We start from the raw sequence: 12,761 nt of genomic DNA on the forward strand, positions 1-12,761 counted from the left end.
TGCCCGGAGCGGCCGGACCCCGGCGGCCGTGGGCGGCTTTGTCGGTGGTCCGTGGCAGGATCGTGTCCGTGGCTGAGACAGCATCGAGGAAGACCTCAGAGGAAACCCGTCCCCGCCTGCTCCTCATGGACGGGCACTCGCTGGCGTACCGGGCGTTCTTCGCGCTGCCCGCGGAGAACTTCACGACCGCGAGCGGCCAGACGACGAACGCGATCTACGGCTTCGCGTCGATGCTGGCGAACACGCTCCGCGACGAGGCGCCCACGCACTTCGCCGTGGCCTTCGACGTGTCCCGCAAGACCTGGCGCTCCCAGGACTTCCCCGAGTACAAGGCCAACCGCTCCTCGACGCCGGACGAGTTCAAGGGCCAGGTCGAGCTGATCGGGGAACTGCTCGACACGATGAACGCGGTGCGGTTCGCCGTGGACGGGTTCGAGGCCGACGACATCATCGCGACCCTCGCCACCCGGGCCGAGGCCGCCGGCTTCGAGGTCCTGATCGTCACCGGCGACCGCGACTCCTTCCAGCTGGTCTCCGACCACGTCACCGTGCTGTACCCGACCAAGGGCGTCTCCGAGCTGACCCGCTTCACCCCGGAGAAGGTCCAGGAGAAGTACGGGCTGACCCCCTCCCAGTACCCGGACTTCGCCGCCCTCCGCGGCGACCCGTCCGACAACCTCCCGGGCATCCCCGGCGTCGGCGAGAAGACCGCCACGAAGTGGATCAACCAGTTCGGCTCGTTCGCGGAGCTCGTGGAGCGGGCCGACGAGGTCAAGGGCAAGGTCGGCCAGGCGCTCCGGGACCATCTGGAGGCCGTCAAGCTCAACCGTCACCTGACGGAACTGGTCCGTGACGTGGAGCTGCCGAAGTCCGTCGGCGACCTCGAGCGCGCCCCCTACGACCGGACCGCGCTGAAGGGCTTCCTGGAGGTCCTGGAGATCCGCAACCCGAGCCTGCGCGAGCGGCTGCTCGCCGTGGACCCGGGCGCCGCCGAGGACGAGCCCCCGGCCCCGGCGGCCGGCGTGGAGCTCGACGGCAGCGTGCTCGGCGCGGGCGAACTGGCCCCCTGGCTGGAGCGGCACGGCGCCCAGCCCCTCGGTCTCGCCACGGTCGCCGCCTGGGCGCTGGGCGTCGGCAGCGTCAGCGAGATCGCTCTCGCGGCCGCCGGGGGAGCGGCGGCCTGGTTCGACACGACCCAGCTCGACGAGGCCGACGAGCGTGCCTTCGCCTCCTGGGTCTCCGACCCGGACCGCCCCAAGGTCGTGCACGGCGCGAAGGAGGCACTGCGGGTCTTCCCCGAGCACGGCTGGGACATCCGGGGCATCACGATGGACACGGCCCTGGCCGCCTACCTGGTGAAGCCCGGGCGCCGGTCCTTCGCGCTGGACGCCCTCTCCGTCGAGTACCTCCACCGCGAGCTGGCCCCCGCCGCCGCCGACGGGCAGCTGGCCTTCGGCGCGGAGGACGAGCAGGCCGAGGCCGACGCGCTGATGGCGCAGGCCCGCGCGGTCCTCGACCTGGGCGAGGCCTTCGGCGGGCGGCTCGGAGAGGTCGGCGCCGGCGAGCTGCTGCACGACATGGAACTGCCCACGTCACTGCTGCTGGCCAGGATGGAGCGGCACGGCATCTCGGCCGACCGGGCCCATCTCGAGGCCATGGAGCAGCAGTTCGCGGGAGCCGTGCAGCAGGCGGTGAAGGAGGCCCATGCCTCCGTGGGCCACGAGTTCAACCTCGGTTCGCCCAAGCAGCTCCAGGAGGTCTTCTTCGGGGAGCTCAACCTCCCCAAGACCAAGAAGACCAAGACCGGTTACACGACCGACGCCGACGCGCTGGCCTGGCTCGCGAACCAGACCGACCACGAGCTGCCCGTCATCATGCTCCGCCACCGCGAGCAGGCCCGGCTGCGCTCCACCGTCGAGGGCCTCATCAAGACCATCGCCGCGGACGGCCGGATCCACACCACCTTCAGCCAGACCGTCGCCGCGACCGGACGGCTCTCCTCCACCGACCCGAACCTGCAGAACGTGCCGGTGCGCACGGACGAGGGCCGGGCGATCCGCCGCGGCTTCGTCGTCGGCGAGGGCTTCGAGTCCCTGATGACCGCCGACTACAGCCAGATCGAACTGCGCGTCATGGCCCACCTCTCGGAGGACGAGGGCCTGATCGAGGCGTTCACCTCGGGCGAGGACCTGCACACGACCGTGGCCTCCCAGGTCTTCGCCGTCGAACGGTCCGCGGTCGACGCGGAGATGCGCCGCAAGATCAAGGCGATGTCGTACGGACTGGCCTACGGCCTCTCCGCCTTCGGCCTCAGCCAGCAGTTGAACATCGAGGCGGCCGAGGCGCGGGCCCTGATGGACACCTACTTCGAGCGGTTCGGCGGCGTCCGCGACTATCTGCGCCGCGTCGTGGACGAGGCGCGCGCCACGGGCTACACGGCGACGATGTTCGGCCGCCGGCGCTATCTCCCGGACCTCAACAGCGACAACCGCCAGCGCCGTGAGGCGGCCGAGCGCATGGCGCTGAACGCGCCGATCCAGGGCACGGCGGCGGACATCGTCAAGATGGCGATGCTGCGGGTGGACGCGGCGCTGCGGGAGGCGGGCCTCACCTCGCGGATGCTGCTCCAGGTCCACGACGAAATCGTTCTGGAGATCGCCCCGGGCGAGCGCGAGCGGGTCGAGGAACTCGTCCGCCGCGAGATGCCCGCGGCGGCGGAACTGCGCGCACCGCTCGACGTCTCGGTGGGGGTGGGCCCGGACTGGGAGTCCGCCGCGCACTGACGCAGCCGGTGCGGGCGTCCCGGGCCGGTACGGGTGACGGGTCCCGCCGGACGAAAGCGCACCGCCCGGCGGGACTGGCGCCCGCCGGGCGGTCCGAAGGTGGCTCGGTGGGTTCGTGTCCGTTCGGCGAGGGCGTGTGGGACGCGGCGTGTGCCCTGCGTGGATGTCCCCTGTGGTGGGCGCCCGTGCGGGTGTGGGCGCGACGCCCGCGTTCGTCCGTGAGGCGGTGGGCGCCCGCCGGGCGGTCCGAAGGTGGCTCGGTGGGTTCGTGTCCGTTCGGCGAGGGCGTGCCGGCGGCTGCCCGTGCCGGCCGGCCCGCCCTCGGCCGTCCGTCCGCGTCAGGCGTTCCCGCGCGGGCGGCGCGGCGCGGGGTGAGGGCTCCCCCCGACGAGAGGCCGCCGTCTCCGCGTTCGGGCCTCCCCGGGCTCCGACGCGGGGGCCCGCCGGGCGGCACCCCTCAGGACAAGCCCGTACGGCACCCGTCAGGACACGCCCGCATGCTCCCGGGCGGGCGCCTCTTCCAGGCTCGCGCCGCGGCGTGACCACAACCGGACCGCCGCGCCGTACAGCACGACCCCCAGCGCGAGCCCCGCCCCCGCCCCGAAGCACGCGGTCGGGATGATGTCGAGCGGCGTGTCGATCCGGCCCCAGTGCTCGTACCAGCGCACGCAGCGATGCACCGTTCCCGCGAGGACGCACAGCGTGAGCAGCGCCACGGCGGCCCACCGTCCGCGCCGGCCCAGCGACGGCACGGGCACCGGCCCGGTGCGCCCCGGGGTGCGCTTCCACGCGGACGCCGCGAACCAGCCCAACGCCACCAGCGCCACGATCGAACTCCCGTACTGCGTGTACGTGTAGAGGGGGAATCCCGCGAGGGATTCGGCCAGCACCGGCAGCGCCCGCGTGCCCCAGCGGTCGAAGTGCGTGAACGCGTCCCAGACCACGTGCGTCGCCGCCCCGATCACCGCCGAGACCCAGAACCACAGCGCCAGCGACGCCCGCGTCCGGTCCTGCGGGGCGTCGCCGCGCACCAGGGCGTGGGCGCGCGCCTGCAGGTGCCGCGGCAGCAGGGCCAGCAGCGGTTCACGCACCATCAGCCAGATCCCCACCAGTCCCGCCGCGATGACGACGTCGACCGTGAGCACCCCCAGCGGACCGTGCGTCACGTCGCCGAACCACATCGCCTCCGGCAGCACACTCGCCGCGAAGTACGTCATGTCGGGTGCGAACGAACCCGCGACCAATGCCGACGCGACCAGCGGTCCCCGGGCTGTACCGTTCCTGCGGATGCCGGGCAGGACCGCCGCGGCGTGGCTGAGCGTGAATGGCATGGTGCCTCCCCCGTGAGACCGTGTTCGAGCGATGCGGCCCAGTATGCGGGAACCCGGCCGGGCGCCGTGTGAACCGGACGGCCCTGTGCCGTCTGTGGACACGGGGTGAACACCGGGCGCGAGCGGCCGGGGTGACTGTTCTGCGGCACGGGGAGTTGCCGTAGTGTCGCACGGGACGTTGCGCGGGGAGCGGAACGGCCGCCTATGGGGAGGGATCAGGGGTATGGCAGCGCAATTCGGCCGCCGGCTGCGCAAGGGGGCCACCACGACAGCGGTGGCGGCGGTCGCGGTGGCCGCGCTCTCCGCGTCGCAGGCGCCGGGTGTCGCGCCCACCGCCACCGGCGGCGACGCGCAGTCCTCCGGGTCCACCCCGCCGTCCGGCTCCTCGGCGACCGGCAACTCCCCCTACTTCACGGACCTGCCACCGCTGAACAGCCCCAACAAGCCGGGCGCGTCGCCCCATCTGCCCGTCGTCGGCCCGGCGGAGTCCGGTATTCCGGCCACGGTGCTGGCCGCGTACAAGCAGGCCGAGCAGGCCCTCGCCGCGAGCGACCCCGGCTGCAGGATCCCCTGGCAGCTGCTGGCCGCGATAGGCAAGGTCGAGTCCGGCCAGGCACGTGGCGGCCGGGTCGACGCCAACGGCACGACCTTCTCCCCGATCCTCGGCCCGGTGCTGAACGGTGTCGGGTTCGCCAACATCTCCGACACCGACAACGGCGCCTACGACGGCGACCGCACGCACGACCGCGCCGTCGGCCCGATGCAGTTCATCCCGTCCACCTGGGCCACCTGGGGCCAGGACGCCAACAGCGACGGCCGCAAGGACCCGAACAACATCTACGACGCGGCCCTCGCCGCCGCGAAGTACCTCTGCGCCGGCGGCCGCGATCTGTCCGTCAAGGAGGACCTCGACAAGGCGATCCTGAGCTACAACCGCTCCCGGGAGTACCTGCGGACGGTTCTGTCCTGGTTCGAGTACTACAAGCGCGGCACGCACGAGGTCCCCGACGGCTCGGGAGTGCTGCCGGTCGACCGCAGCGACAGCGACTCCGCCGGGTCGGGCACCACGCCGGCCGCGCCGGGTGTCACCCCCGGCCCGTCGCCCTCCCCCTCGAACCCCGGTGGTTCGACCGGGAGCCCCAAGCCCCCCTCGGACCCGTCGAAGCCGGGTACCGGCACGCCGTCCCCGGGCCCGACGACGCCGACCGTCCCGACGCCGACCGTCCCGACGCCGACACCGAAGCCGACGCCGACCCCTCCGCCCGCCGTGACGGTGTTCGCCATCGAGAACGCGGGCGACGGGCGTCCCACCGCCGTCGCCGGCGAGGAATTCGCCGTCCTGCCCAAGGTCCGGGCGAAGAACCGCTCGGGCCAGTCGGTCGTCGGAGCCGACCTCGTCTTCGAGATCGTCGGCGCGACCGACGCCCGGTTCGCCGGCAACCGCACCACCGCGGTCGTGCGCACCGGCGAGGGCGGCGTCGCCGTCGCACCCGCGCTGAAGGCCGGTGAGAAGACCGGCGACTTCACCATCCGCGTCACCGTCGCCGGACGTGCCCTGCCCCGGCTCGACTGCACCGCGACCGTCACCGACCGCCGGGCCGACGCCCTCGTCCGGACCGGCGACAAGGAGCTGACCGCCGCGCCGTCCTCCGAGTTCGCCGACGCGGTCGAGGTCAAGGCCACGTTCAAGGGCGAGGCGGCCGCGGGTGTGGCGGTCACGGCCACGATGGTCACCTCGGACGAAGACCCGGCCGAGAACACCGGTGGGCCGTACTTCAAGGGCGCCCAGGACGAGCGGGTCCGCACCCTCACGCTGAGGACCGGAGCCGACGGCCTGCTGGTGCTGCCGGACATCTTCTCGGACGAGCTGTCCGGCGCCTTCCTGCTGCGTCTGACGACCGAGGGCGGCGCCACGCTGACCGTCGAACTGAAGGTCGCCGCCCCCGAGGCCCCGCCCGCCTGAGCTGCCGGCCTGCCCGGCGGCCCGCCCCGGACCAGCGTCCCTCCGCGCGGATCCCATCGGAGGGACGGTGTCGTGTGCGGTGCGACGTGTTCTCATCTCGACGCCCCGTTGCTACGGTGCCCCCGCCCGCTGTTCTGACGCTTATTCAGATCGCGTACCCGGGAGGCCGACCATGCGCGCCCTCGCCGCCGCCGCCGTCGGGCTGGCCCCGGTGCTGCTCGTCGTGCTGCTCATCGCCGTGCTCGACGTCCCGCCCGGGAAGACCTCGCCCAGACCGCTCCTCACCACCGTCCCCGGCCCCAAGAAGTAGTCGGGAGGAGCAGCCGTCATGCGCCGCAGAGCCAGTCTCGTGCTCCTGTCCCTCGCCGTCTTCTTCGCGGCGCTGGCGCCGGTGCTGCGCTGGTACGCCTTCCCCCGACTCGCGAAGATCCCGCCGAGCCAATACCAGGAGATGGTGCTCGAGGCGAGGCCCGCGACCCTGCTGCAGTACGACACCATGCAGCCGAAGCGGGTGGAGAAGGTCACCATCGTGCAGACCCTCAAGGGAAACGTGGAGGAGTCGGAACGGATCGAGCGCGACGCGGGCCGGGACGTGGTCGTCTGGGACTCGCTCTCCTACGTCCAGGGGCCGGACGGGAGAACGGTCTCCCAGATCCCCGAGCGGTACATCTTCGACGCCCACACCCAGGCCCCCGTGCACGCCGCGGGGGAGACCGTCGACGGGGACCCGGTCCGGCGCCAGGGCATCGAGTTCAAGTGGCCCTTCCTCACCGAGAAGCGGGACTACGAGTACTTCGACGCCCAGACCAGGACCTCGGCCCCCATCCACTACCGGGGAACCCGCACCTTCCGCGGCCTGGAGGTCTACTACTTCGAGCAGACGGTCCCCTGGACCAAGGTGCCGTACCCGAAGAAGATGCCGATGCCCGGCATCGACGCGACGACGCTGGAGAAGCAGACCGGCACCACCCGCTGGTACACCACCAAGCGCATGTTCTGGGTCGAACCGGTCACGGGGGCGCCCGTCAACGGCGAGGAGATCCACGCCGAGGAGCTGCGCGGAGGATCGCTCCTCGGCGGCCGCGACAGGGTGACCGCGTTCTCCGGGCACGTGAAGATGCGGGAGGACTACGTGGACCACACCGTCGCCCTGGTGTCGTCCCACCGCGGCCTCGTGCTCCTGCTGGTCTCCCGCCTGCCGTGGACGTTCCTGACCCTCGGCACCGGCCTCCTCGCGCTCTCCCTCCTCCTCGAAGCGCGTTCACGCCGGCCGGACGGCGACTCCGCGGCGGCACCCGGGCCCCCACCCGCCCGGGCGTGACCGGGCGAGCCGGGCGAGCAGGGCGAACTCGTGCGACGCCGGCCGGACGGCGACTCCGCGGCGGCACCCGGGCCCCCACCCGCCCGGGCGTGACCGGGCGAGCCGGGCCCGCCCCTACGCCGCGCCCGCCGGTCAGCGCTTCACACCGCGCGTGGGCTCCGCCGTCGCCGGATCCTCCGGCCAGGGATGTTTCGGATAGCGCCCGCGCAGCTCCGCGCGCACCGCCCGGTACCCGTCGCGCCAGAACGACGCCAGATCGGCGGTCACCGCAGCGGGGCGTCCGGCGGGGGAGAGCAGATGGACGAGTACCGGCACCCCGGCGAGGCGAGGCGTCTCCCGGAGCCCGAACAGCTCCTGGAGCTTCACGGCCAGCACGGGCTGTTCGCCCGAGTAGTCCACCCGGATCCGCGAGCCGCTCGGCACCTCGATCCGTTCCGGGGCCAGTTCGTCGAGGCGCACCGCCTCGCCCGAGGCCCACGGAAGCAGCCGCCGCAGGCACTCCCCGGCGTCGATCCTCGCCAGATCGGCCCGGCGCCGGGCCCGGGACAGCTCCGGCTCCAGCCACTCACCGGCGAGATCCAGCAGGGACGTGTCCGACACATCGGGCCAGGGCGCACCCCGCACCCGGTGGAGGAAGCCGATCCGCTGCCGCAGTGCCGCGGCCTCCCGCGACCAGGCGAGCAGCCCAGGACCCTCGCGCCGGAGCCCCTCCAGCAGCGCGTCCCGCACCAGGCCGGGCCCCGGCTCCGGAAGCGGGCGCACGGACAGTTCCACCGCGCCCAGCCGGTCCACCCGCCGGGCCACGACGTCGCCGTCCTCCCAGCGCACCTCCTCGCCCCGGGCGGCTAGATGCCCGGCGGCGGTGCGCGCGGTCTCCTCGTCCACGACGGCGGCGAGCCGCACCCGTGCGGACGCGGCCTGCGCCTGCCGGTCGGCCACCGCCACCGCCAGCCAGGGAGCACCCCGCAGCGGCGACCCCTCACCGAGCTCCGCACCGGTCCCGGAGACCATCAGGTACGACGTGCCGCCGCGCGCCCGCGCCACCCGCTCGGGGAACGCCAGCGCGGTCACGAACCCCGCGACCGCGTCGTCGGAGGCGGCCGCCGGACGGCCCGGGGCGCTCCCGGTGCCGCCGAGCGAGCGGGCCAGCCGGTCCGCCTCCGCGCGCCAGAGCGCACCGTACGCGTCAGCGCCCCGCCCGGCCGAGCGCCAGGCGTCCGCCAGGTCGTCCCCGTACTCACGCGGCGGCTCATCGCTCAGCAGCGCGACGACCTCCGCGGCACGCCGGGCACCCACCTCCGGCGCGCCGTCGACCAGGGCCCGCGCGAGCCGGGGATGCAGGCCGAGCCGGGCCATCCGCCGTCCCCGGTCCGTCGCCCGGCCCGACGCGTCGACCGCACCCACGGCGCCGAGGACCGAGCGGGCCGCGGCCATCGCACCCGCGGGCGGCCGATCCAGCAGGGCGAGCCCGGAGGCGTCCGGATCACCCCAGCACGCCGCCTGCAGGGCGAACGCCGTCAGGTCCGCCACCTGGATCTCCGGCGCGGGGAAGCGGGGCAGCCTGGCGTCCTCCGCCTCGGCCCAGCAGCGGTAGACCGTGCCGGGCGCCTCCCGCCCCGCCCGGCCCGCCCGCTGCCGGGCCGCCGCCCGGGAGGCCCGTACCGTCGTCAGCGAGCCGAGGCCGCGGGCGTGATCGGTGCGCGGCTCCCGGGCCAGTCCCGAGTCCACGACGACCCGTACGCCGGGGACGGTCAGCGACGACTCGGCGACCGACGTCGCCAGCACGACCCTGCGGCGCCGCCCGGGGGAGAGCACCGCGTCCTGCACGGCCGCCGGCGCCCGCCCGTGCACCTGCAGCACCTCGGCCCCGGCGTCCCCGAGCAGCCCGGCGACCCGCGCGACCTCCCCCACCCCCGGCAGGAAACAGAGCACGTCCCCGGACCGCTCGGCCAGAGCCCCGCGGACCACCGACGCCACATGCGCGAGCAGCGCCGGATCGACCCGCATGCCGTGCGGCGGACGCACGGGCCGCCCGGGCGGCGCCCACACCACGTCGACGGGATGGGCGACCCCCTCGGCCTCGACCACCGGCGCGCCGCCGAGGAGCCGGGCCCAGCCCTCCGCGTCCGTCGTGGCCGACGCCGCCAGCAGCCGCAGTTCCGGCCGCAGCGTCTCGCGCACGTCCAGCAGGAACGCGGCCACCGTGTCCGCGTCCAGATGCCGCTCGTGGCACTCGTCGAGGACCACCGTGCCGACCCCGGCGAGCTCCTGGTCGCGCTGGAGCCGCTGGAGCAGCACACCCGTGGTGACGACCTCGATCGCGGTGTCCGGCCCCACGACCCGCTCACCGCGCACCGTGAAGCCGACCCGGCCGCCCACCCTCTCGCCCAGCAGCCATGCCATCCGCCGGGCGGCCGCACGCGCCGCGATCCGCCGCGGCTCGGCGACCACGACCCGGCCGCGGGCGCCACCGCGGTCCAGGAGGCCGGCGAGCGCGATCGGCACCAGCGTCGTCTTGCCCGTGCCGGGCGGGGCGCACAGCACCGCGGTGCCGTGCGCGTCGAGGGCGCGCTCCAGCGCGGGCAGGGCGCCGCGCACGGGGAGCCCGGCCAGGGAGTCCTCGCGGATCACCTCACCCGTCCCCCGCCCGGGCGCCCGTCCCGCTCCGCTCGCAGACGAAGACCGCCGTCCCCGGGATCAGGTTCCCGCGCAGCGGGGACCAGCCGGCCCACTCCTGGCCGTTCCACGGCGGCCACTCCGGCTCGACCAGGTCCACCAGCCGGAAGCCGCCCGCCACCACGTCGCGGACCCGGTCCCCGATCGTCCGGTGGTGCTCCACGTAGACGGCCCGGCCCTCCTCGTCCTGCTCCACGTACGGGGTGCGGTCGAAGTAGGAGGCGGCGACGCTCAGCCCCTCGGGGCCGGGCTCGTCGGGGAACGCCCAGCGGATCGGGTGCGTGACCGAGAAGACCCACCGCCCGCCCGGTCGCAGCACCCGCCGCACCTCCCGGAACACGCCCACCGGGTCGGCCACGAACGGCACGGCCCCGTACGCGGAGCACGCCAGGTCGAAGGAGCCGTCGGCGAAGGGCAGTGCGCCGGCGTCCGCCTCGACCAGCGGGAAGCCGGTGCCGAGCCGCAGGGCGTGCTGGAGCTGGCGGTGCGAGAGGTCCAGTGCCACCGGCCGCGCGCCCTGGGCCAGCAGCCAGCGGGAGCACTGCGCCGCGCCGGCGCCGATCTCCAGCACGTCGGCGCCCCGCAGGGCCTCCGCCGGGCCGAGCAGCCGGGCCTGCTCCTCGTCCAGCCCCTCGGGACCCCAGACGAAGCGGTCGTCGCCGAGGAAGGAGCCGTGTTCGGACTGGTACTCGTCGGCGTTGCGGTCCCACCAGCCGCGGTTCGCCCGGCTGCTCTCCGCGCCGCCGGCGTCACGCCTGGTCGCCACCGGTTCGTACTCTTGGATCATCTCGCCCGTCGTTGTACGTTTGCTGGTACCTCGCCCGGAAGGGCCGGGACGGCCCTGCGGCCGTGTCGCGGAGGGGCGAGGCGCGGCCATCATGGCCTCGGCAAACCTTAGTTGTGCCGGGTATGCGGTGTTCCGCCCCGGGTGGGGGCCTTCGCGCATTGACCGTGCCCTGCCGCCCCCGTATGCTAAAGGTTGCGCTGCGGGCTTGCGCGCCTCAGACGGAGCAGGCCGCGCTCGCATCTGTTGTATGTCCCCTCGGTTCTCGAGGCGCCATTCCTCTCGGGTTGGCGCTTCCTTGGCTGTCCGGCTTCTTCAGCTGCGATACGGGCTCACGGCGTAGCAGTACCTACGACTTCAATGTCCGTACCGGAGCCCTTTCCCACATGACGAGCAGCACCGAGACCACCGCCACCACCCCGCAGGTTGCGGTCAACGACATCGGTAACGAGGAAGCCTTCCTCGCCGCGATCGACGAGACGATCAAGTACTTCAACGACGGCGACATCGTCGACGGCGTCATCGTGAAGGTCGACCGGGACGAGGTCCTGCTCGACATCGGTTACAAGACCGAAGGTGTCATCCCGAGCCGCGAGCTCTCGATCAAGCACGACGTCGACCCGAACGAGGTCGTCGCCGTCGGTGACGAGATCGAGGCCCTGGTCCTCCAGAAGGAGGACAAGGAAGGCCGCCTGATCCTCTCGAAGAAGCGCGCCCAGTACGAGCGTGCCTGGGGCACCATCGAGAAGATCAAGGAAGAGGACGGCATCGTCACCGGTACCGTCATCGAGGTCGTCAAGGGTGGTCTCATCCTCGACATCGGCCTCCGTGGCTTCCTCCCGGCCTCCCTGGTCGAGATGCGCCGCGTCCGCGACCTCCAGCCGTACGTCGGCAAGGAGCTCGAGGCCAAGATCATCGAGCTGGACAAGAACCGCAACAACGTGGTCCTGTCCCGCCGTGCCTGGCTGGAGCAGACCCAGTCCGAGGTCCGCCAGACGTTCCTCACCACCCTGCAGAAGGGCCAGGTCCGCTCCGGCGTCGTCTCCTCGATCGTCAACTTCGGTGCCTTCGTGGACCTGGGCGGCGTCGACGGTCTGGTGCACGTCTCCGAGCTGTCCTGGAAGCACATCGACCACCCGTCCGAGGTCGTCGAGGTCGGCCAGGAGGTCACCGTCGAGGTTCTCGACGTCGACATGGACCGCGAGCGTGTCTCCCTGTCGCTGAAGGCGACGCAGGAGGACCCGTGGCAGCAGTTCGCCCGCACCCACCAGATCGGCCAGGTCGTCCCGGGCAAGGTCACGAAGCTGGTGCCGTTCGGTGCGTTCGTCCGCGTGGACGAGGGCATCGAGGGTCTGGTCCACATCTCCGAGCTGGCCGAGCGCCACGTGGAGATCCCGGAGCAGGTCGTCCAGGTCAACGACGAGATCTTCGTCAAGGTCATCGACATCGACCTCGAGCGTCGCCGGATCTCGCTGTCCCTGAAGCAGGCCAACGAGTCCTTCGGTGCCGACCCGGCGTCGGTCGAGTTCGACCCGACCCTGTACGGCATGGCCGCGTCCTACGACGACCAGGGCAACTACATCTACCCCGAGGGCTTCGACCCCGAGACCAACGACTGGCTCGAGGGTTACGAGAAGCAGCGCGAGGAGTGGGAGCGCCAGTACGCCGAGGCGCAGCAGCGCTTCGAGCAGCACCAGGCGCAGGTCATCAAGTCCCGCGAGGCCGACGAGGCCGCCGCGGCCGAGGGCGGCCAGGCCGCTCCGGCCGCCGCGCCCCAGGGCGGTTCGTACTCCTCGGAGTCGGACGACAACTCCGGCGCCCTGGCGTCGGACGAGGCCCTCGCCGCGCTCCGCGAGAAGCTGGCCGGCGGCCAGAGCTGACAAGCTCCCCGTAAGCCACCGGG

The 12,761-nt window shown here is 73.2% G+C and carries 8 protein-coding genes; 5 read left to right on the plus strand and 3 right to left on the minus strand.

Features of this window, described 5'->3' with window-relative positions:
- Positions 1–68: 68 nt before the first annotated feature.
- The gene (polA, locus tag O7595_RS25935) at positions 69–2,783 is read left to right on the plus strand and encodes a DNA polymerase I (RefSeq protein WP_269731019.1); all 2,715 of its coding nucleotides are present in this window, start codon (positions 69–71) and stop codon (positions 2,781–2,783) included.
- A gap of 482 nt (positions 2,784–3,265) precedes the next feature.
- Here polA and O7595_RS25940 read toward each other — a convergent pair whose 3' ends face one another.
- The gene (locus O7595_RS25940; RefSeq protein WP_269731020.1) at positions 3,266–4,114 is read right to left on the minus strand and encodes a DUF4184 family protein; all 849 of its coding nucleotides are present in this window, start codon (positions 4,112–4,114) and stop codon (positions 3,266–3,268) included.
- 223 nt (positions 4,115–4,337) lie between these two features.
- On the opposite strand from O7595_RS25940, the gene O7595_RS25945 reads away from it, so the two are divergent.
- The 3 genes from O7595_RS25945 to O7595_RS25955 all read left to right on the plus strand — a co-directional run bounded on the left by O7595_RS25945 (position 4,338) and on the right by O7595_RS25955 (position 7,398).
- On the plus strand, positions 4,338–6,077 hold the full coding sequence (locus O7595_RS25945; RefSeq protein ID WP_269731021.1) for a lytic transglycosylase domain-containing protein: 1,740 nt from the start codon (positions 4,338–4,340) through the stop codon (positions 6,075–6,077).
- Between the two features lie 172 nt (positions 6,078–6,249).
- The gene (locus O7595_RS25950; RefSeq protein ID WP_269731022.1) at positions 6,250–6,387 is read left to right on the plus strand and encodes an SPW_0924 family protein; all 138 of its coding nucleotides are present in this window, start codon (positions 6,250–6,252) and stop codon (positions 6,385–6,387) included.
- Between the two features lie 18 nt (positions 6,388–6,405).
- Positions 6,406–7,398, plus strand: a complete 993-nt coding sequence (locus tag O7595_RS25955) for a DUF3068 domain-containing protein (protein ID WP_269731023.1) — start codon at positions 6,406–6,408, stop codon at positions 7,396–7,398.
- Between the two features lie 132 nt (positions 7,399–7,530).
- Here the strand turns inward: O7595_RS25955 and hrpB are convergent, their stop codons facing one another.
- Together hrpB and O7595_RS25965 are read right to left on the minus strand one after the other, a co-directional pair.
- A complete protein-coding gene (gene hrpB, locus O7595_RS25960) occupies positions 7,531–10,029 on the minus strand; it encodes an ATP-dependent helicase HrpB (protein ID WP_269731024.1) in 2,499 nt (832 codons plus the stop codon).
- 1 nt (position 10,030) lies between these two features.
- Positions 10,031–10,861 carry a class I SAM-dependent methyltransferase gene (locus O7595_RS25965; protein ID WP_269731025.1) on the minus strand — a complete coding sequence of 277 codons (831 nt, stop codon included), beginning with the start codon at positions 10,859–10,861 and terminating at the stop codon, positions 10,031–10,033.
- A 383-nt stretch (positions 10,862–11,244) separates the two neighbouring features.
- Here O7595_RS25965 and rpsA point away from each other — a divergent pair, with 383 nt between their 5' ends.
- The gene (rpsA, locus tag O7595_RS25970; RefSeq protein ID WP_017947549.1) at positions 11,245–12,738 is read left to right on the plus strand and encodes a 30S ribosomal protein S1; all 1,494 of its coding nucleotides are present in this window, start codon (positions 11,245–11,247) and stop codon (positions 12,736–12,738) included.
- Positions 12,739–12,761: the final 23 nt, after the last annotated feature.

It is taken from the genome of Streptomyces sp. WMMC940, assembly GCF_027460265.1.
Lineage (GTDB): Bacteria > Actinomycetota > Actinomycetes > Streptomycetales > Streptomycetaceae > Streptomyces.